This window comes from Type-D symbiont of Plautia stali, from assembly GCF_001485335.1.
Lineage (GTDB): Bacteria > Pseudomonadota > Gammaproteobacteria > Enterobacterales > Enterobacteriaceae > Pantoea > Pantoea vagans_C.
This window is the reverse complement of sequence record NZ_BBOC01000037.1, coordinates 1-19,241: the sequence shown is the minus strand read 5'-3', so window position 1 is coordinate 19,241 and position 19,241 is coordinate 1. Positions and strand designations below refer to the sequence as shown.

The window sequence follows — 19,241 nt, the reverse complement described above, 5'->3', positions numbered from 1 at the left end:
TGGCTCCTTACAACCGCGCGCGTTGTTGCCCGCGCATGGCCACTTTTTCCACATAGCGGAAAACAAAATCGGAACAGGTGGTGATGATCAGGTAGATCACCGCGCCGACGCTGTAAAAGAAGAACGGCATTTGTGTGGAGTTGGAGGCGGTGGAAATCTGGTTCATGGTTTCCACCAGGCCGGTCACTGAAACCAGCGCAGACTCCTTAATCACGGATTGCCACTGATTCCCCATGCCGGGCAGTGCCGTACGCAGCGCTTGCGGCACAATCATGCGGCGGAACAGCATCAGCCGTCCCATACCGGTGACGGTTGCCGCTTCCAGCGTACCCTTTGGGATAGCGTAAAACGCACCGCGAAACACACCACTTTGATAGGCGCCAGAGATTAAGCCAATCGCGATGGCGCCCGCGACAAAACCGTTCACATCGAACGGTCCCTGCATGCCAAGCGTTTCACCGACGAAAGACACCACCTGGCGTCCACCAAAATAAAACAGGTAGATCACCAGCAGCTCAGGCACGCCACGGAACAGCGTAATGTAGCCATTGGCGAGGCGCTGCTGCCAGCGCGCGCCACCAATCTGCATCCAACAGAGCAGGCTGCCAAGCACTGCGCCCAACAGCCATGCACACAATGAAACGGTGACGGTCACCGTGGCGGCGTTAAGCAACACGCCGCCCCAGCCTTCATCACCAAAACCTAACAGTTGCCAGTCAATAGTCATAAGCGCTTAGCATTACTCCACAGGCGCGACGTTCTCGCCGAACCATTTTTCTGACAGTTGTTTCAGCGTGCCATCTTTGATCATCGAAATTAACGCGGTATCCAGTGCTGCTTTCAGCTCAGGATTGTTTTTCTGAATGGCAATAGCGGAGCCCTGCCCTAACACACCGCCGGAGAAGCCATAGCCGGTGCTGTTCACGGTATCAGCATGTTTTTTCACGTAGGCATTCAGGTTGGTGCGTGAAGCCATCACCGCATCTACGCGTCCGTTAAGCAGATCGGCGAAGGTTTCCGGACCGGCCTGATAAGTACGAATGGTGGCCACATCAGCCAGGTATTTGTTGAGGAAATCAGCCTGGATGGTTGCCACCTGAACGGCGATAGTTTTGCCTTTGAACTTGGCTTTCAGTGCATCAATGGCTTTGGTCATACCTGCATCATCACCGGCCTGCACCACTTCACCGTTACCAGGCAATGTATCAACGGCGCTGCCTTTCAGGGTCACGAAACCAGAAACGCTCACGGTGTATTGATGGGTGAAATCCACCACTTCTTCACGCTTTGGCGTCACGGTGACTGCATCAATTACCGCGTCGTATTTTCCATCGACCAGACCTGGGATCATACCCGACCATTTTTGCGCCACGATTTCGTATTTGAAGCCCGCGCGTTTTGCCAGTTCAGCCACCATATCTGGCTCATAACCCACGATCTTGCCGCTTGGCGTAGATTGGTTAAACGGAGGATAAGCCGCCTCAGTGGCGAATTTCAGGGTGCCAAAATCTTTCGCCTGTACCAGTGCAGAAGCAGCCAACAGCAACATGCCTGCGGAAGCGGTGAAAAGCCCTTTACGCATCATCATAAAACCTCAGTGTTCATTATTTTTAGGAGAGTAAATCGATGGCTAAACGGGCTAATGCCTGAGTGCCTGCGTGAATACTGCGTTCGTCGGGTTGGTAATCCGAATTATGCAGATGGTCATCGCGCCCTGGGGCACCGGAGCCAATGTGTATCTGACAGCCCGGCGCACGTTCGGTAAACAGCGAGAAATCTTCCGCGCCGAAACTGGCGCTGGGTTTGCCGATAATCGGCTTACCAAACTGGTGCGACAAAATCGCTTCTAATGCATCAATCAGCGCATCATCATTCATTAACGGCGGTACACCGCGTTGATAATTGACGTCGATTCGCGTGTTGAGCGACAGCGCAACGCCGGCACAGATGCGTTTGAACGCCGTTTCGATATGCGCACGTGCCTCTGGCGATTTCGCCCGCACCGTGCCCTGAATGAGACAGCTGTCGGAAATGATGTTGTGTGTCGTGCCACCATGAATGTGGCCGATGGTTAACACTGCCGAGTTAGCCGGATCGAGTTCACGCGAAATGATGGTTTGCAGTTGGCTAACCAGATTAACCGCCGCAATGATTGGATCGGTGCCCATATGCGGACGTGCCGCATGGGTCGATTTACCGTGCACCACCACATCAAATTCATCACTGGATGCGGTACTGGCACCGCGCGTCAGGCCAATCTCGCCCGCCGCCAGTTCGGGTTTGTTATGTAGCGTGATAGCCAGATCAACCCCTTCCGCTGCCCCATCAGCGATCATCGCTTCGGCGCCGCTGTCGGGTGTCTCTTCGGCAGGCTGGAAAATCAGGCGTACGGTACCTTTTAACTGGGCACGGTATTGCGGCAAGATCGCGGCTACGCCCAGCAGGGTGGCGGTGTGAATGTCGTGGCCGCAGGCATGCATTTTACCCGGATAGGTGCTGCTAAAGGGTAAACCTGTTTGTTCGTGAATGGGCAATGCATCCATATCGGCACGCAGCAGGATTGTTTTCCCAGGCTGGTCACCGACGATATCGACCATCACCCCCGTTCTGCCCACGCCGGTTTTTGGCTGCAGGCCAAGGCGCAGCAACTCACGTTCCACGAGGCTCGCAGTACGGATGGTGTCGAAACCGAGTTCAGGGTGTGCGTGAATATCACGGCGGATGGCGATGAGGTGCGCCTCTAAACTTTCACTTCTGGCGCTGATATCCCTGGCTAAAGCATCTTTAAGGTCGGTCATGTTTGCAGTGATCTTTTCAGGCGGGTGCCTGGCCTTTATGGCATTTTTATTAAGCTTGGCCTCGTATTTATTCACAGCCCCCATCAGATTGCAACGCGCAATACCATGGGTTACTTGCTGAATTTTCGTGATATTTCCTAATACACTGCCTGAGCAGGATAAAACACTGCCACTGCATCAGCAGTCAGTTATAACATTCATGATCCAGCCAGGATCATCAGTATTACTGATTTTGATATTGAACAAAAAATCGCAGCATTCCTCCTCACTTCACTTGCGCCATTAACCACTCACGCACCGCCCAAACCGTGGCTTGTTCCTTGGGGCGACGTGGAGAAACCAGATACCAACCTGCATCCACTGTCATTTGCTGGTTAAATGCCGACACTAAGCGCCCGCTGGCGAGATCGTTTTGCACGAACTCTGGGCTGGTGAGCGCAATACCTTGCCCATTGATGGCCGCCTCCAGTGCCAGCGCTGTTTGGTTAAAGCGCAGATGATGTTGATGTTGCATAGTGCCATCCGGGAAAACGAAAGACAGAAACGCAGGCCAGAGATGGTGCCCGTCATGCAGCAAGGCATAGCGCAGGCAATGATCACGCACCAGCGGATCGCCCGATTCCGCTAGCAAAGCTGGGCTGACAACCGCCATAACATTTTGACTAAACAACAGTGTGGCATCCAGGCCGGCGCCAAACGGCGGGCGGCCGTATCGCACCGCCAAATCTACCCCCTCGTGATGAAACTGCACCAATCGTTCTGAAGCCAGCACGCGCAGATCGATATCCGGCCAGGCTGCAGTAAATGCCGGTAAACGAGGCAGCATCCAGCGGCTGGCAAAAGTGGGCATGACACTCAAGGTCAGGTGATTGGGTTCGGGCCGTAGAGCGCGTGTTGCCTCATCAATCAACTCAAAAGCCTGGCGTACACTCACGGCGTAACCTGCACCCGCGCCGGTTAACGCCAGCGTGCGGGGCAAGCGATCAAACAGCTTCAAGCCCAGACTGCTTTCCAGCCCACGGATCTGTTGCGCCACCGCTCCTTGGGTCACACCGAGTTCTTCCGCCGCTAAGCGAAAGTTAAGATGCCGTGTCACTGCTTCAAAAACCTTCAGCGCGTTGAGCGGTGGCAGCGTAGTGAATCCATGGCTCATCCTGTAGTTTTCCTATCGTCAATTGCGAACCAGACTGACTCTCTCATGATGCTAACAACCACTATACTGCGTGATATCAGCCATAAGTAACAAAGGAATCATCACTATGACAGTAGAAAAAGTAGCAGTCATCATTGCAGGTGGCAGCGGTATGGGTGCGGCAGCGGCAGAAACACTGGCGAGGGAAGGATTTAAGGTCGCCATTCTCTCCTCCTCGGGTAAGGGAGAAGCGCTGGCTCATCGTTTAGGTGGCTTGGGCATCACCGGTTCAAATCAGTCTGTTGACGATCTGACAAAACTGGTTGAGGCAACCCTGGCACGTTGGGGCCGCATTGATGTGCTGGTGAACAGTGCAGGCCACGGCCCGCGCGCCCCGATTTTGGAACTGAGCGATGATGACTGGCAGCGCGGCATGGAAACCTATTTCCTGAATGTGGTGCGCGCTGCGCGCCTGGTCACGCCCTTTATGCAAAAACAGGGGGGCGGCAGCATCATCAACATCTCTTCAGCCTGGACGTTCGAACCTACCGATATGTTCCCAACCTCTGCTGTCTTCCGCGCCGGCTTGGCCTCATTCACCAAGATCTTCGCTGACACCTACGCGGTGGACAACATCCGCATGAACAATGTGTTACCGGGATGGATCGATAGCCTGCCGAAAACCGATGAGCGTCGTGATAGCGTGCCATTGCAACGCTACGGGACATCTGAAGAGGTGGCCGCCACCATCGCCTTCCTGGCGTCACCGGGCGCGGCTTACATCACCGCGCAAAACATTCGCGTTGATGGCGGGGTAACGCGCAGCGTGTAATGCGTCGTCAATACTGCACAATCTTCTGAGCAGCATAACCATAACGTCCTCACAGTCGGAAAACCAAGACTGGTCTCGTCGATAGGTGTTTAAAAAACAGTCAGAATAGTCTTATTCGCAGCGGCTACCCGTTAACGGCAGCCACTGGCTATTTCTTTAAACTTTCTGACTTGAGGTCGTTATGCAAATGATTTTACGTGCGCGCCTGAATGCGCTTTTCAACCCTGAACGTCACCAAATCTGGCAATGGATGCTAAGCGGCTGTGCGCTGTTCTGGATCTTAGTCGTCGTTGCCGTGATGGGTCTTCGTTGATTCAGTGTGGTTGTAGCCGTGCGGAAAGTTGTTCCGGCGGTAGCAGCTCAAACGCTTTTTTCATCACCCGCGCTTCTTCCGCCGGACTGCGACCAAACATGCGTTTAAATTCCCGATTAAACTGAGAGTCACTTTCATAGCCCACTCGTGCCGCCGCACCCGCCGCGGTCAGGTTATCCTGGATCATCATCAATCGAGCCTGATGCAAGCGCAGTGACTTGAGATACTGAATCGGCGATGTCTGGGTGACAGTTTTAAAATGCAGATGGAAACGCGCTACGCTCATCCCTGCTTCGTTCGCCAGGTGCGGCACATCCAAAGGCTGTTTCCAGTCAGCATGAATACGCAGTAACGCCCGCGCAATACGACCAAAGTGCCCCTGATATGTCAGTGCAGCACGCACCGCCACACCCTGCTCACCCATTAATACCCGAAAGCAAATCTCCTCAACGCGTGCCGGCCCCAACACTTTCGCCTCAAGCGGATCACTCAGCGCTTGCAACAAGCGTAAGGTGCTTTCCGCCAGAGCATCATTGACAGGGGTTGAGACAATCCCGGCTGGAGGTTCAGTCACCGCCTTTTCAACATCGGCCAGTTGTGCCACCAAACGTGCCACCATGGTCGCATCCAGACGAATGGCAATACCGAGCAAAGGCTCTTCCGAGGTCGCTTCGGTCTCGGCAGAGAAAGGCAGCGGCACCGACAGCACCAGATAATGCTGCGCGTCGTAGCGATACATCTTATCGGCAAGAAAGGCCCGCTTTGAACCCTGACAAATAATGATGATGCTGGGCTCATACAATACTGGCGTTCGTGACCATTGTTGGTCGGCGCGCATAAAACGCACGCTCTCCAGCAACGACTCGGTATAGCCTTCCTGACGCGCCAACTGACGCAGCAGATGGCAAGTTTGCTGTTGCACGCTGTTCGACATAAGGGGTTTCCTGAGAGGTTCAGGCAAAGCATAGCCTTGAAGTTTTCATTAGCACAATCGCGACGAGAGAATCAGGCAAAGATGCACCACTTTCCGGTCTATTGCGCCAACACGTTTTTTTCAACAATGCCTCCTCACCCAAAGGAGAAGCCACCATGACCCCTAATGCAAAAGTGATTATTCTGACCGGTGCCAGCAGCGGTATCGGCGAAGGGATTGCCCGTTACCTGGCACAGCAAGGCCACACCTTGGTACTTGGCGCCCGACGTACCGAACGTCTCGCGACGCTGTGTGATGAATTGCGTAGCCAAGGCGCACTCGTCGATTATCTTGCCACGGACGTCACCCAACGCAGTGATACGCAAAAGCTGGCGAATTTTGCACTGGAAAAATATGGCCGCATCGATGTGATGATCAATAACGCGGGCGTGATGCCGCTTTCGCCGATGAGTTCCATGAAAGTCGAGGAGTGGGATGCGATGCTGGACGTCAATATTCGTGGCGTGCTGTACGGGATAGCGGCGGTGTTGCCAACGATGCAGACCCAACGCGCCGGGCACATTATCAACATCGCCTCGGTAGGGGCGCTGACGGTGTCACCGACCGCCGCCGTCTATTGCGCGACAAAGTTTGCCGTGCGCGCCATCTCAGATGGTTTACGCCAGGAATCACGTGAACTGCGTGTCACGGTGATCAACCCTGGCGTGGTGGAGTCTGAACTCGCTGATAGCATCAGCGATAGCGTGGCGCGCGAAGCGATGAAAAGCTATCGTCAGATTGCACTCAAGCCCGAAGCGATTGCTAAAGCCGTCGGCTGGGCCATCGATCAGCCTGGCGAAGTTGATGTCAACGAAATCACCGTGCGCCCTACTGCCAGCGGGCATTGAGGCTAAATAAGCGTGGCGATTTCAGGCTGAAATTCGTAAAAAACGCTGCGGCGTTTCGCCCATTAACCGACGAAACATGGAGATAAAAGCGCTGGGGCTCTGATAACCGAGTTGATTGGCAGTACGCAACACGGTTTGCCCCTGCGCCAGTTGCACCAGCGCTTCTGAGAGTCGCAGTTGCTGACGCCATTGGGTAAAGGTAATGCCGGTTTGCTCGCGGAACAGTCGCGCCAGCGTGCGTGAACTGGCACCCACCCGCTGCCCCCACTCCTCCAGCGTATCGCTGCTGGCCGGGCTTGCCAGTAACTGCTGGCAAATATTGAGCAAGCGACGGTCACTCGGCAGCGGTAAATTGCACACCGGGCCATCAGCAGCGCGATGGATCTCATCCAGCAACAAAGGTGAAATCAACGCTACCCGATCCAGTTCGGGCTGCGGCTGCAATTCGATGTCCACTAGCGCTTGAATCAACGCCTGCAGCAACGGCGAGATCAACATACTGCGCGCCTGTGGCCAGAAAGCGCGGGCCAGCTTGGGATCGAGATATAAACTGGTGCTGCGGATATCGCTCAGCGCCGTCAAGGCATGCGGTAACGTCCCCGGCAGCCAGAGTGCACGACCCGGCGTTAAGGTCCAGGAAGCCGTTTGCGTTTGTACCCGCATCACTCCTTGCGTGCAAAGCACCAACTGCGCCACTTCATGCGCGTGCCAGCGTTCCTCACGACCCGCGTGATAATGCATCTCGCGCGTGGCGAGTAAAGGCTGTGGTGGCGTCATCTCCGCCGCAAGTGGTTTCTGCAACACCCTTTCACCCAATCCCGTTAATTTGCCGTTTGATGTCTGCTCTGCGTGATTCGTGGTAAACACCGCGTGAATCCGCCAGCAGGACGCTATCAAATAAAATAGTAATGATTATCATTTGTATCACTAATTGGGGCCATTGGAACATATCGGGGAAAATAAATGCCGGGTCATCGCACCTTTAAGCGCAAGCCATTAAGCGCGTTGCTGCTGATAGTGATCAGCAGCGCGCCGGGCTGGGCCGCTGATAATAATAATTCAAACAATACACTGACCGTGACGGCCAACAGTGTCGATAGTGACAGTGGCGATGCCGACAGCTGGAATCAGGTGGCTAAGAAAGCTGATTCTGTCACGAAAAGTACGCGGCCGATTATCGAAACGCCACAAAGCATCGCCGTCATTACGCAGGCACAAATGGCCTCACAGGCGGCGTTGAATGTTCCGCAGGCCTTGCGCTATAACGCCGGGATTGGTGCGGAAGGCGGTGGTGCGGATTACCGTTTTGACGATATCTACATCCGTGGTTTTTCCGCTGACGAGTACCTGGATGGCCTACGCTTACCTACCGTCACCTATTGGTCACGTCCGAATTACGACACTTTCCTGTTGGATCGCGTTGAAGTGGTCAAAGGCCCAAGCTCGGTGACATTCGGACAAGCCAGTCCTGGCGGCGTGATTAACCTGATGAGCAAACGCCCGACGGCGGAGCCGATTCATCAGATATTCGTCAGTACCGGTAGCCACAATCTGTTTGAAACCGGCCTCGATCTCTCGGGCGCATTGGATAACGATGAACACTGGCTGGGCCGCATCACCGGCACCTGGTCACGCAATGATACTCAGGTCGATTACACCAAATATAAGCACTATGACATCGCCCCTGCGCTGACATGGCAACCCAATGACGACACGCGCCTGACATTACTCGGTCAGTTCCGCAAAGATCCCTATACCGGTTTCTATAACCAGATGCCGCTGGAAGGTAGCCTGATCAAACTGGCTCAAGGCAATTACTCAGACAGTTTCTATGGGGGTCAACCGGGCTTCGATTATTACCGTCGCGAGCAGGCCAGCATCGGCTATGACTTTATGCACAAATTTGATGACGTCTGGAGTGTGCATCAGAACCTGCGTTATCTGCACACCAGCAGCGACTATCAGATGGTGTATCCAACGGCCACGATAACCGATGGTTCGGCCACGGTGAGCCGCGACAGCATGCGGGTGATCGAATCGTTCAACGCCTTTGATGTCGATACTAATCTGCAAGGCAATGTGGATACCGGTGCGGTCAATCATGCGCTGACGCTGGGCTTCGATTTTGTACATGACGATCTGCGCCAAAACAGCGGTTATGGTAGCGCATCGGACATCAGTTACCTCAATCCAGACTACAGCACGCCGGTTGAGTCGCCGTCGATCGATTATCACAGCCGCTCGTTCATGACTCAGCAAGGTATCTACCTGCAGGACAGCATGAAGTGGAACAACTGGGTGCTGAATCTGGGTGGACGTTATGACAAAGCGCAAACCCGCAGCCAGAACTGGGTCAGCGGTGCACGCACCGAGTTGAATGATTACGCCACCACTGGCCGTGCCGGGTTGTTGTATCACTTTGATAACGGCATCGCGCCTTATATCAGTTACGGCACCTCGTTCCAGCCGCAGGCGGGTACCTCATTTGGCGGCGATCCGTTTAAGCCGACCAAAGGTAAGCAGTCTGAGGTGGGTGTGAAGTATCAACCCAACGGCTTTAACGCCCTGTTCAGTGCGGCGCTGTATGACCTGCGTCAGACCAACGTCTTAACCGCCGACCCGGATCACGCCAACTACTCGGTGCAAACCGGCGAGATTCGCTCACAGGGCCTGGAGTTGGATGCCAAAGCGAATATCACGTCACGCTGGTTGGTTAATGCGTCATATGCGCTGACCAATCCGAAAGTGCTCTCGGCCAACGACGATACCCAAGGCAAACAGCCGGTGGCCATCGCGCGTCAGACGGCAGCACTGTGGACCGAATATGCCTTACCGGGCGTGCTGGACGGCGTGACTATTGGCGGTGGCGGACGCTACGTCGGCACCAGCTATGCCACCACGGACAACAGCCTGAAAGTCCCGGCCGCGATGATCTACGATGCGATGATGCGCTACCGCTGGCAAGACTGGCAGTTGGGGCTGAACTTGCAAAACCTGACCGACAAACAGTACATCAGCAACTGTAACGATCTCGGCTGCCACTTCGGCCTGCGGCGTCAGCTGATCGCGACGGTCAGTTATCAGTGGTGATACGTCGTCGAACACTGATTAAGGGGGCGCTGGCAGGCGCTGCCCTTTTTTCATTTCCGGCATGGGCACAGCCTGCGCCGCGCTGGGTGATCCTCGACTGGGGGTTAACCGAAATGGCGCTGCTGTTGGGCATCACACCGGTAGGTGTGGCAGCACCGGATTGGTATCGCCGTCTGTTCAGCCAGCCTGCTTTACCCTCCCAGGTTGCTGACGTGGGTTTGCTGTTTCAACCGAATTACGAAACGCTGTTTGAACTGCGCCCAACTCAATTGCTGGTCACGCCCGCACACCGTATGGCGGAAGCACAGCTTTCCCGCATTGCGCCACTCTCCTATTTTGCCACCAGCGGCCCGAGTCCGTGGCAACTGGCACAGCAGAACTTGCAAAAGCTGGCACAGCTTGCCGATAGTCGTGTTCAGGCCGACAACGTGATGGCCAGCCTGCAACAGCGCCTGGTGGTGGCGCGTCAACAAGCCGCGCGCTTCAAAAAGCAGCCCATCTACTTGCTGCATCCGCTGGATACTTTGCACGTGCTGGCCCTTGGCGCGGGCAGTCTGTTTGTGGATGTGTTGGCACTCCTGGACCTGCAGCACAGTATGCCGTTTGCCGTCGGCGCACAAGGTTACGCGACCCTGGAATTAGAAACACTGACTCAGCTCGCGCCCGGTTGGTTAGTGCTGCTCCCCTCTTGGCCCGAGATCGATATGACGCCCGTTTTGCAATCACCCTTATGGCATACGCTGACACGCCCCAAGGGTCATCGGCTACTGCTGATGCCGGACGGCCTCTCAACCGAGGGTGGCGTGCTGACTGCCGTGCGATTTGCGGAAGCCCTGGTCAATGCGCTGCAGGAGGCAAATCCTTGAGTCGCCATCCCGCTTCACTCACCTTACTGCTGTTTGCGATGGCCCTCATATTGTGCCTGGAGCAATTGGCGCACCAACTGCCTTGGCACGAGGCTTGGCAAGCACTGCGCGGTACGACACGCCCGACTCTTGCTCAACAGGTGTTTACCCTGATGTGGTTGCCGCGTCAGGGTATGGCAATCCTGTGCGGCCTGGCACTGGGCTTTACCGGCGTGGTGATGCAGCAGGCATTGCGTAATCCGCTGGCAGAACCCATGACGCTGGGCATCGCATCCGGCGCAACTTTAGCACTCTCTTTGGTGACGCTGATGGCGCCCGCCTGGCTGTTGATTGGCCGGGAATGGATTGCCCTGAGCGGTGCATTCGTCGCCTTTGCCTTGGTGATTTTACTCAGCCTTCGCCAGGGGTTTACCCCACTGGCGTTAACCCTGGCCGGTATGCTGGTGAACCTGTACTGCGGTGCCGCCAATCTGCTGTTATCGATCATTTACGACCGTTCACTCTCAGCCGTGTTTATCTGGGGCGGTGGCTCGCTGACGCAAGAGAATGCGCACGCACTCTGGTGGCTGCTGCCGCGCTTGCTGATGGCTGCCCTTCCGGTGCTATTGATTTTGCGCCCCTTGCGTCTGCTGGCACTGGATGAGCGGGTCACGCGCGCGATCGGTCTGCCCGCAGGATGGGTCCGTGCTATTGCGATTGCGTCAGCTCTGCTGATTAGCAGCCTGGTGATCAGCGTGGTGGGGGTGATTGGCTTTATCGCGCTGGCGGCACCGCATCTGGCCGCGTTAGCAGGCGCAAAACAGCTGCGGCATAAACTTATCTGGTCGCCGCTGTTAGCTGCCGGATTGCTGTGGCTGACCGATCAAGGAGTCAGTCGGCTTAATGGCATCGATGGCCTGCTGCTTCCCACCGGCATGATGACTGCCCTGGCTGGTGCGCCGCTGCTACTGTGGTTTTTGCCGCGCCTGCGCCATATTTTTCAGCCCGATATTAACGAGCCTCAGACCTCGCCTTTTCCCGCTCGCCGTTTTGCGTTGCTTCCGGTAGTCATGCTTTTCCTGATTATGCTGGCCGTTGCACTTGGATTTGCGCATGGGGTGAATGGCTGGCACTGGAATTCACTCAACGAAATGCGCGTGATGTTGCCGTTTCGGCTGCCGCGCCTGCTGGCGGCGATTGCGGCGGGTGTGTTGCTGGCAGCCGCGGGGGTGATTTTGCAGCGTATCAGCCGCAATCCTATGGCAAGCCCTGAACTGCTGGGGATTGGTGCCGGTGCATCGCTGGGCATCACGGTGCAGTTGTTGCTGTGGCCAATGGCGGGGATGTCAGGAATGTTAGTCAGCAGCGCCGTCGGTGCCCTGCTGACGTTGGGGCTGACGCTGTGGCAAGCGCGTCACTATGCCCTCAACCCTCAACGTATGTTGCTAAGTGGATTGGCGATCACTGCGCTGTTCCAGTCGGTTGCCGCAATTGTGATCAGCAATAACGGTATGGCGGCCGCGATGCTGCGCCAGCTGATGACCGGCTCCACCTATTACGTCAGCACACCGATTGCCGCCATCGCGTTTTCCCTGGCACTGGTGCTACTGGCAATCACGCCGCTGCTGCGCCGCGCCTTAGTACTGCTGCCGCTGCATCAAATCCCGTCGTCCCTGGGTCTCAACATCACCCAATCCCGGCTGTTGCTGATGCTACTGGCGGCAACCATGACTGGCGTTGCCACCCTGATTGTCGGACCGCTGTCATTTATTGGCCTGCTCGGCCCCCAGCTGGCTCGCCAGCTTGGCGCGCGCAGGCCGATGGGACAACTGATGCTCGCCTCGCTGATTGCGGCTTTGCTGATGATGCTGGCCGACTGGGCAGGCAGCAATTTGCTCTATCCGCGTCAGATTCCGGCAGGACTGATGGCAACACTAATGGGTGGTCCATGGCTGGCGCTATTGCTGTGGCGACCGCTGAATAGCTCAAACTCATAGGAGATGAGGTGGCGATTTATTTGATGTTACTGCGCACCACCGGTGTGTTGTTCTTTGTCGCGCTGGCGTGCAGCGTGATTGGCGGGTTAAGCAATGCGGCACTGTTGGCGGTGATTAATCAGGGTTTAGGCGCCAGTGATGCGCAGCGCTGGCACTTAGCGTGGCAGTTCGCGCTGCTGGCCCTCCTGATGCTTGGCACGCGTACGCTTAGCCAGTCACTGTTTATGGCAATGGGTCAGCGCTGCAAAGCCGAGTTGCGCCGCAAGCTGGTACAACAGGTGGCAGATGCCGGATACGCCCAGCTGGAACGGCACGGCATGCCGCGCGCGCTCAGCATCCTGACGCAAGATCTCGATCAGGTGGTGGTGTTTTTTATCGCCTTACCCAGCTTTGTCATGTCGCTGGCGGTGATTCTGGGCTGCATGGGGTATCTCGGCTATCTCTCGCTGACGGTGATGGTGATTGCGCTAGTGACCGTGCTGGTCGGCTCACTCGGCTATCACTGGGTTCACGGCCGCGCGTTGCAGTTGATGCGCCAGTCACGCCAGCGTGAAGAGACGCTCACGGGCGAAGTCAGTGCACTGTTTAGTGGAGCGAAAGAGCTTCGCCTGCACGCACCGCGCAAGCAGGCATTCCTGCACAACAAACTGTTTCACACCATTGAACAAGTGCGGGTCGAGCGCACGCGTGGCTATGTGCTGTATGCCCTCGCTAACATTTGGGCCAGCGTATTTTTCTTTGCATTTATCGGCGTGGTGATGTTTTTACTGGCAGACAGGCTCAATGTGCAAGGTGCCGTAATGTCAGGCTTCGCCATGGTGTTTCTCTACATGATCGTGCCGATTGAAAATGCGCTCTCCGCCCTGCCCGGCCTGACCATGACGCAGGTGGCACTCAAGCGTATCAACGCCATGCAACAGCAACTGCCACCCGAGCACACCCACTTTGACACACCACCGTTCAGCTTCCAGCGCCTGGAACTACGTGCTGTCACCTATCGCCACGATTCGTTTCAGCTTGGACCGATTACGCTGCAGTTTCAGCCCGGTGAGTTGGTGTTTCTCACAGGAGGCAACGGCAGCGGAAAAACCACGCTCGCCAGACTACTGACGGGCTTGTATCCGGCTGATAGCGGCCAACTGCTGCTGGACGGCAAAGAGATAAACGCATCCAACCGGGCGGGTTATCGCCAGCTGTTCTCTGCGGTATTCAATGATTTTCACTTATTTGAAGATTTGCAGGGTATTAATAGCGCACGCTGGAATGATGACGCTCAGGCACTGCTGGCGGCGTTGCAATTAACGCAAAAGGTGACGCTGGAGGAGGGAAAATTCTCGACGTTGGCACTCTCCACCGGGCAGCGTAAGCGCCTCGCGTTGCTGGTGGCCTGGCTGGAGGACCGTCCATTCTATCTGTTTGATGAATGGGCCGCCGACCAGGACCCTGCCTTTCGCGAGGTGTTTTACCACCAGCTGCTACCCGCGCTGACCGCTAGGGGTAAAGCAGTGGTGGTCATCACCCATGACGATCGCTATTTCCACCTCGCGGATCGCTATTTAAAACTGGAATGGGGTCAGTTGGTTAACGCTTAAGTCTGGCGGCCGCCGCTTCTGTTGCCACACGGCGGCGGGCAATAAAATCCTGCATCTGCGTTTGCGCCTGTGAAAGACGTTCGGGTGACGCGCTGCGTGGCGACCCGGCGTGGAATGGCGGTGCCGGATCATACTCCATCTGCAGCTGAATATTTTCTGCCACCTCGCGACCAAACAACTCTTCCGACACAGTCAACGCAAAATCGATCCCCGAGGTCACACCCGCTCCGGTGATGCGGTTACGGTCTCGCACCACACGCTCCGCAACTGGCGTCGCCCCCAGCAGACTCAGCTGATCAAGCGAGCCCCAATGGGAAGTGGCGCGATATCCTTGCAACAATCCCGCGGCACCCAACACCAGTGAGCCAGTGCACACCGACGTCACCCATTGTGCGTGTTGCGCTGTGCGCCGCACAAAATCCAGCGTCTCCTCGTCATCCATCAGCGCAATTTGCCCTGGACCACCGGGAATGCAGATCAAATCGAGTGGCGGACAGTCGGCAAAGGTGGTGGTCGGCACGATAGCCAGGCCGCGATCGGACATCACCGGTTGGCGATCTTTCCAGATAAGGTAGTTATTCACACCGGGCATGCGGGCAAAAACTTCCCACGGGCCAGTCAGATCGAGTTGTGTCAGATTGGGGAACAACAGCAGACCAATGTTCAACGGCGAGGAAGCGGCCATGATAGGCTCCAGAGGGGAATCAGAGCGTTATCATGGCCTTGTTGCTAAAACGATTGCAATACGTTAGTTCAGTATCGGTTTTGCTAACGGCTGTTTTACGCCATCGGCCAGGGCAAACAGCGCCTCCACACGGGCTTTCTCTTTGTCATCGACAGGGATCAGCACACCGCACAGCACAAACACTGCGACGTTACCGGCCAGTCCAACAATCCCGCTGGTGAGAGAACCGAGCGCCGGGATGTCATCTGGGAAGAATACCGTCAGCACAATGGCGATAATGATGCCGGTCATCATGCCCATCAACGCGCCTTGCTTGTTACCAAAGCGGCTAAAGATGCCAAAGAACAGCGGGACCGCCAGCTGGATAATGCCCTGATACGAGATCTGTGCCAGCAACTGCAAACGTGAATAGTTAAAGGTGAAGTAAGCCAGCAGTGCCGCAGCCACGATAAACACCACCATGCCCGATTTGGCCAGCACCGTCAGTTGGCGATCGCTACGGGGTTTATTCCAGGTGGCAAGGTCGTTGGCAAACTGGGTGCCGCACACCTGCACACAACCGTCCACGTGGCCTATACTCGCCGCCAGTACGATGACCAGCGCCAACGCCAGCAGCCAAGGACCGCCTTGATCAAACAGCGCAGTAAAGAAGCCGTTTTGTGGATTGGCCTGAACATTAGGGTCCTGGCTCACTGCCGTGGCAAACAGCATCAGGATGGCGTAAAAACCGCCCACCAGCATAATGGTCAGCAAGGTGCCTTTCTTCACTGCGCGAATACCACTGGCGGTATAGATGCGCTGGAAGCTCATTGGCCAGCACATCGAACCAATCACACCGGTAAAGATCAGGCTGAACATATACCACGGACCATAATGCGATCCTTCAGCGCCGGGGATCTGCAACATCGCTGGCGGCAGTGAGGCCAGTTGCCCAAAGCCATGGTCACCGCCAAACAGCAGCGCGACACAGACTAATGCACCCAAGCCATAAGCGATGATGCCCTGATACATATCGGTCATGATCAGACCGCGCATCCCCATGCTCACCGTCCAGTATTGACGGACCAGAATCAGCAGCACGCCGGCGATCAAGCAGGTGGTGACGCCCCAGCGTCCAAAGCTGGCGAACTCCACCAATAGTGCCAGTGCCTGAATGCCCATCACCACCCACGGGAACACGCAAATGATGCCGATAATCGAGGCCACTCGTTTTACCGCCGGGCTGTTAAAGCGCATGCCGAGCAAATCGGGTTGCGTGGTGAGGTTGAAATGCTGCCCCCACTTCCATGCGCGTCGAGCCATCAGGTACATCGCGGTGACACCCAGCGTGGAGTAAACCGCACCGTAAAAACCAATCACGCCGCTGACTGACAATGAAAAGAACGCGGTGAAGGTTGCACCCGGCCACCACGAGTTGGTGTAACTCATGGCGATGTACCACGGGCCATAAGATCGACCGCCCACCGCATAATCAGAAAACGAGGTGCTTTTACGGTTGGTGGCGTACAACACTGCAATCATGATCGCCAGAAACAGGCCAATCATGCCAAAGGTGATCAAATAATGGGGTTCTGCTGCGCTAATGTTCATGCTACTTCCTCGTCATCTGGAATCTCGCCAAAGGCACATTCCGCCAGATACATCACCCATAATCCCACACCGAGAAATACCGCTATTGCCAGCCAGTAAATAATCGGCAGTGGGATCCCCATAAATAACGCACTGTTACCGCTCACGCTTAAATAGAGTGGCGGGCACAGTGCCAGCAGTAATAATGCTGCCAGGTATAAGGCAAATATTTTATTTTTAATACTAATGCGGGCGCGCAATTGCTGCGCCATGACCATCGAACTCATAACAACCTCCGAATATTACAATGACGATGAGCGCACTCCTTTACCTGCTGAAAAACAGCATTTCCCCGTTGGTGCTATTTAAAATTCTTTTAAAACAATCCTACGCCCTGAATCATTCGCGGCACAGCAAGGCGACAAGGGAGCCCATCCCCATGAAGTCAGTGACTGAGGTGGACATCCACAGCCAACGCTGCTGTGACTCGAAGTTTGACGGGCAAATTAGACAGCGCGCAGCCAGTTCTCCCAGTCCGGATGATTCAACACGCTGCGCGCGCGTAAGTTCTTCCACGCCCCATATTTAGAAAAGTCAAAATCAATATCCGCCACGTGATGCTGAATAATAGCCCAGGTAGACCACTTCATATCGGCAAGATATTTATGAATTTGCACGCGGGCAAATAAGGCGTTATCGACTTTGCCGAAATAATCCTCCAGTAATTCCAGCTCAATTTGGGGCGTAAAGAACATTTCGCCAAACCACAGCGCCAGTTCATAGCAGCGATCATTATTCGAAGCGTATTCAAAATCCACCAGCCGAATATCATCGCTATCATTAAGCATGAAATTACCCGCGAGAGTGTCATTCATGCAGGGCACCAAATCCAGCCCTCCGGCCTCTAATGCGCGCTGCGCACGCTTGGCCTGTTTGTGCAACCAGGCGGCATCGGCGGAGAACGGTACGTTCAGCGCCGTCACCTGTTCAATGTGCTCATCCAGCATGTCGAACACGGTTTTATTCTGTTTGAGCAGCGGCTGATCGTTGAAACTCTTCAACCCCTGTAACGCACGATGGCGAATGGCCCGCTGCTGAAAATCGAGGTTCGAGGAGGCGCGCCAGCCGTCAATAAATTCAAAGATCTCAACGCCCAGGTCGCGCAGATAAGCCACCACCGGCACGCCATAACCGGTTTGTGCCGCTTTCAGACTGGCTTCATGCGCGGTATCACGATTGATGAAACGTTCTGTACCTTCACCCGGAATCTTCACAAAGTAGGCACAAGGCGCACCCTCCACCGCAACGTGCCAGTTTGCGTTGGAGATCCCGCCACTGACCGGACGATAGTGCACTGCCCTACCCTGCCATTCCGGCATCGCTGCAATCGCTTGTTCAACCCGCTGCTCTTGCCAGCTCTGCGCTTCACCCAAGGATTTACTCATTTCGCCTTCTCCGCAGTCAGGTTCAACCAACGTTCAAAACGGGGATCGCTCACACTCTGGCGACAACGCAACAACTGCCATTGCCCGAGTTTGGCAAACTCCAGCCCACGCGGGCTGGTCGCGCCGTTTAGCATGCCCCACAGCGTCCAGTGATAATCATCAACGAAGGCATACAACCGGCAGCGTGCCACATCGGCTTCACTGCAACTGCCGCGCCACGTCCGGATGGCATCACGCCAGCGATCGTCAGTGGGCAGCTGTTCATGGATTAACGTGGCAATATCGTGCCAGGCATCACCTTGTGCAGCGTAATCAAAATCGAGTAAACGCCATTCACCTTGTGGGTTCACTACCCAGTTGCTGGCGATGTTGTCCCCGTGGATCAGCACCGGCTCAAAAGGGGTGGCATTGATTGCCTGCCAGGCGAGATCGACACACTCCCCCAGCCACAGCATCTCATCAGGCAGCACCAGCGCCGCCTGCTCCGCTAACCCGCGCAGCCGCAGCATATCTTGCTGACGAGAGTGTGAGGGCAACGGCAATCCGGATTGATGCAGTCTGTCCAGGGTGCGCGTCAACGCGGCAAAATGTTGCGGGTCACGCAATTGTTCCAGCCTGGCCCAGTGAAAATCAGTATCCAGTGCCGTAAAGATCAACACGCCTGCAGCTGAATCGACATGACATAACGTTGGCGAGATACCGAGTTCGCCTGCCTGTCGACTGATTTCAGCGCTGCGTTGAATATCAATCAGTGCCTGTTGGTCATCAAATAACACTTTGGCGTAATAGTGCTGACCGTTCGAGGTCAGACGAAATCCTGCCCACTCCGTCGCTAAACGATGCGGTGAAGCAACTCCCGCCGTTCCCGGCTGAATATCAAACTCAAGTGCTGGCTGCCAGCCCGCCAGCGCCTGCTGCAAACGCGTCAACATGGGGTGCCCTCGCTGGTTAGACAGAGTTGACTCAACAACGCCATCAGTAAATCGAGACCCGTATGCAGGTCAGCCGTGGCGGTAAATTCGTGCTCGTTGTGGGAAAGCCCACCGGCACTGGGTACGAACAGCAGCGCACTGGGGCAGTGATAGCTGAGGCTGATAGCATCGTGCCCCGCCACCGATCGCA

Annotated in this window: 18 protein-coding genes and 1 pseudogene; 7 read left to right on the top strand and 12 right to left on the bottom strand. The window is 55.6% G+C overall.

Features of this window, described 5'->3' with window-relative positions:
- Nucleotides 1–7: 7 nt before the first annotated feature.
- The 4 genes from PSSD_RS13260 to PSSD_RS13245 all read right to left on the bottom strand — a co-directional run bounded on the left by PSSD_RS13260 (nt 8) and on the right by PSSD_RS13245 (nt 3,951).
- A complete protein-coding gene (locus PSSD_RS13260) occupies nt 8–727 on the bottom strand; it encodes an ABC transporter permease (protein ID WP_039330277.1) in 720 nt (239 codons plus the stop codon).
- Between the two features lie 12 nt (nt 728–739).
- Nucleotides 740–1,588, bottom strand: a complete 849-nt coding sequence (locus tag PSSD_RS13255) for a transporter substrate-binding domain-containing protein (RefSeq protein ID WP_235589232.1) — start codon at nt 1,586–1,588, stop codon at nt 740–742.
- A 22-nt stretch (nt 1,589–1,610) separates the two neighbouring features.
- Nucleotides 1,611–2,798 (bottom strand): M20 metallopeptidase family protein, encoded by a 1,188-nt coding sequence (locus PSSD_RS13250; RefSeq protein ID WP_082672313.1) that lies wholly within the window; start codon nt 2,796–2,798, stop codon nt 1,611–1,613.
- 265 nt (nt 2,799–3,063) lie between these two features.
- Nucleotides 3,064–3,951, bottom strand: a complete 888-nt coding sequence (locus tag PSSD_RS13245) for a LysR substrate-binding domain-containing protein (RefSeq protein ID WP_058972548.1) — start codon at nt 3,949–3,951, stop codon at nt 3,064–3,066.
- Nucleotides 3,952–4,057: 106 nt separating this feature from the next.
- Here PSSD_RS13245 and PSSD_RS13240 point away from each other — a divergent pair, with 106 nt between their 5' ends.
- Nucleotides 4,058–4,762, top strand: a complete 705-nt coding sequence (locus PSSD_RS13240; RefSeq protein WP_058972547.1) for an SDR family oxidoreductase — start codon at nt 4,058–4,060, stop codon at nt 4,760–4,762.
- Between the two features lie 181 nt (nt 4,763–4,943).
- Nucleotides 4,944–5,075, top strand: a complete 132-nt coding sequence (locus PSSD_RS28365; RefSeq protein WP_268810637.1) for a hypothetical protein — start codon at nt 4,944–4,946, stop codon at nt 5,073–5,075.
- Between the two features lies 1 nt (nt 5,076).
- Here PSSD_RS28365 and PSSD_RS13235 read toward each other — a convergent pair whose 3' ends face one another.
- Nucleotides 5,077–6,009, bottom strand: coding sequence for an AraC family transcriptional regulator (locus tag PSSD_RS13235; protein ID WP_058972546.1), 933 nt, complete (start codon nt 6,007–6,009; stop codon nt 5,077–5,079).
- Nucleotides 6,010–6,164: 155 nt separating this feature from the next.
- Between PSSD_RS13235 and PSSD_RS13230 the strand changes: the two genes are divergently transcribed.
- The gene (locus PSSD_RS13230; protein WP_058972545.1) at nt 6,165–6,896 is read left to right on the top strand and encodes an SDR family oxidoreductase; all 732 of its coding nucleotides are present in this window, start codon (nt 6,165–6,167) and stop codon (nt 6,894–6,896) included.
- Between the two features lie 21 nt (nt 6,897–6,917).
- Here PSSD_RS13230 and PSSD_RS13225 read toward each other — a convergent pair whose 3' ends face one another.
- Nucleotides 6,918–7,763: an AraC family transcriptional regulator gene (locus PSSD_RS13225; RefSeq protein ID WP_235589231.1), complete on the bottom strand. Its 846-nt coding sequence runs from the start codon at nt 7,761–7,763 to the stop codon at nt 6,918–6,920.
- Between the two features lie 96 nt (nt 7,764–7,859).
- Between PSSD_RS13225 and PSSD_RS13220 the strand changes: the two genes are divergently transcribed.
- The 4 genes from PSSD_RS13220 to PSSD_RS13205 are packed head-to-tail and all read left to right on the top strand — an operon-like array spanning nt 7,860 to nt 14,420.
- Nucleotides 7,860–9,986 (top strand): TonB-dependent siderophore receptor, encoded by a 2,127-nt coding sequence (locus PSSD_RS13220; RefSeq protein WP_058972544.1) that lies wholly within the window; start codon nt 7,860–7,862, stop codon nt 9,984–9,986.
- Nucleotides 9,980–10,852 carry an ABC transporter substrate-binding protein gene (locus PSSD_RS13215; RefSeq protein WP_058972543.1) on the top strand — a complete coding sequence of 291 codons (873 nt, stop codon included), beginning with the start codon at nt 9,980–9,982 and terminating at the stop codon, nt 10,850–10,852. Before PSSD_RS13220 ends, PSSD_RS13215 begins: the two co-directional genes overlap by 7 nt.
- Complete coding sequence (gene fhuB / locus PSSD_RS13210) at nt 10,849–12,828, top strand: Fe(3+)-hydroxamate ABC transporter permease FhuB (protein WP_058972542.1); 1,980 nt, start codon at nt 10,849–10,851, stop codon at nt 12,826–12,828. Before PSSD_RS13215 ends, fhuB begins: the two co-directional genes overlap by 4 nt.
- 8 nt (nt 12,829–12,836) lie before the next feature.
- Nucleotides 12,837–14,420 carry a cyclic peptide export ABC transporter gene (locus tag PSSD_RS13205; RefSeq protein ID WP_058972541.1) on the top strand — a complete coding sequence of 528 codons (1,584 nt, stop codon included), beginning with the start codon at nt 12,837–12,839 and terminating at the stop codon, nt 14,418–14,420.
- Here PSSD_RS13205 and PSSD_RS13200 read toward each other — a convergent pair.
- The 6 genes and pseudogenes from PSSD_RS13200 to PSSD_RS13175 form a co-directional block, all read right to left on the bottom strand.
- Nucleotides 14,410–15,105 (bottom strand): DJ-1/PfpI family protein, encoded by a 696-nt coding sequence (locus tag PSSD_RS13200; protein WP_058972540.1) that lies wholly within the window; start codon nt 15,103–15,105, stop codon nt 14,410–14,412. The genes PSSD_RS13205 and PSSD_RS13200 overlap by 11 nt on opposite strands.
- 63 nt (nt 15,106–15,168) lie before the next feature.
- Nucleotides 15,169–16,695: a sodium:solute symporter family protein gene (locus PSSD_RS13195; RefSeq protein WP_058972539.1), complete on the bottom strand. Its 1,527-nt coding sequence runs from the start codon at nt 16,693–16,695 to the stop codon at nt 15,169–15,171.
- Nucleotides 16,692–16,961, bottom strand: a complete 270-nt coding sequence (locus PSSD_RS13190; protein ID WP_064511461.1) for a hypothetical protein — start codon at nt 16,959–16,961, stop codon at nt 16,692–16,694. Before PSSD_RS13190 ends, PSSD_RS13195 begins: the two co-directional genes overlap by 4 nt.
- A 219-nt stretch (nt 16,962–17,180) precedes the next feature.
- Entirely contained in the window at nt 17,181–18,119 is a 939-nt protein-coding gene (locus PSSD_RS13185; protein WP_058972538.1) for a choline kinase family protein, read from the bottom strand.
- On the bottom strand, nt 18,116–19,051 hold the full coding sequence (locus PSSD_RS13180) for a phosphotransferase (protein ID WP_058972537.1): 936 nt from the start codon (nt 19,049–19,051) through the stop codon (nt 18,116–18,118). The genes PSSD_RS13185 and PSSD_RS13180 overlap by 4 nt, the downstream gene beginning before the upstream one ends.
- A pseudogene (locus PSSD_RS13175) lies at nt 19,045–19,241 on the bottom strand (Zn-dependent hydrolase); the annotation flags it as partial. The pseudogene PSSD_RS13175 and the gene PSSD_RS13180, both read right to left, overlap by 7 nt.

Excerpts from the sequence above, each read along its gene's own strand:
- PSSD_RS13260 (WP_039330277.1), bottom strand. The coding sequence starts at position 727 with ATGACTATTGACTGGCAACTGTTAGGTTTTGGTGATGAAGGCTGGGGC.
- PSSD_RS13255 (WP_235589232.1), bottom strand. The coding sequence starts at position 1,588 with ATGATGATGCGTAAAGGGCTTTTCACCGCTTCCGCAGGCATGTTGCTG.
- PSSD_RS13250 (WP_082672313.1), bottom strand. The coding sequence starts at position 2,798 with ATGACCGACCTTAAAGATGCTTTAGCCAGGGATATCAGCGCCAGAAGT.
- PSSD_RS13245 (WP_058972548.1), bottom strand. The coding sequence starts at position 3,951 with ATGAGCCATGGATTCACTACGCTGCCACCGCTCAACGCGCTGAAGGTT.
- PSSD_RS13240 (WP_058972547.1), top strand. The coding sequence starts at position 4,058 with ATGACAGTAGAAAAAGTAGCAGTCATCATTGCAGGTGGCAGCGGTATG.
- PSSD_RS28365 (WP_268810637.1), top strand. The coding sequence starts at position 4,944 with ATGCAAATGATTTTACGTGCGCGCCTGAATGCGCTTTTCAACCCTGAA.
- PSSD_RS13235 (WP_058972546.1), bottom strand. The coding sequence starts at position 6,009 with ATGTCGAACAGCGTGCAACAGCAAACTTGCCATCTGCTGCGTCAGTTG.
- PSSD_RS13230 (WP_058972545.1), top strand. The coding sequence starts at position 6,165 with ATGACCCCTAATGCAAAAGTGATTATTCTGACCGGTGCCAGCAGCGGT.
- PSSD_RS13220 (WP_058972544.1), top strand. The coding sequence starts at position 7,860 with ATGCCGGGTCATCGCACCTTTAAGCGCAAGCCATTAAGCGCGTTGCTG.
- PSSD_RS13200 (WP_058972540.1), bottom strand. The coding sequence starts at position 15,105 with ATGGCCGCTTCCTCGCCGTTGAACATTGGTCTGCTGTTGTTCCCCAAT.
- PSSD_RS13195 (WP_058972539.1), bottom strand. The coding sequence starts at position 16,695 with ATGAACATTAGCGCAGCAGAACCCCATTATTTGATCACCTTTGGCATG.
- PSSD_RS13190 (WP_064511461.1), bottom strand. The coding sequence starts at position 16,961 with ATGAGTTCGATGGTCATGGCGCAGCAATTGCGCGCCCGCATTAGTATT.
- PSSD_RS13185 (WP_058972538.1), bottom strand. The coding sequence starts at position 18,119 with ATGAGTAAATCCTTGGGTGAAGCGCAGAGCTGGCAAGAGCAGCGGGTT.
- PSSD_RS13180 (WP_058972537.1), bottom strand. The coding sequence starts at position 19,051 with ATGTTGACGCGTTTGCAGCAGGCGCTGGCGGGCTGGCAGCCAGCACTT.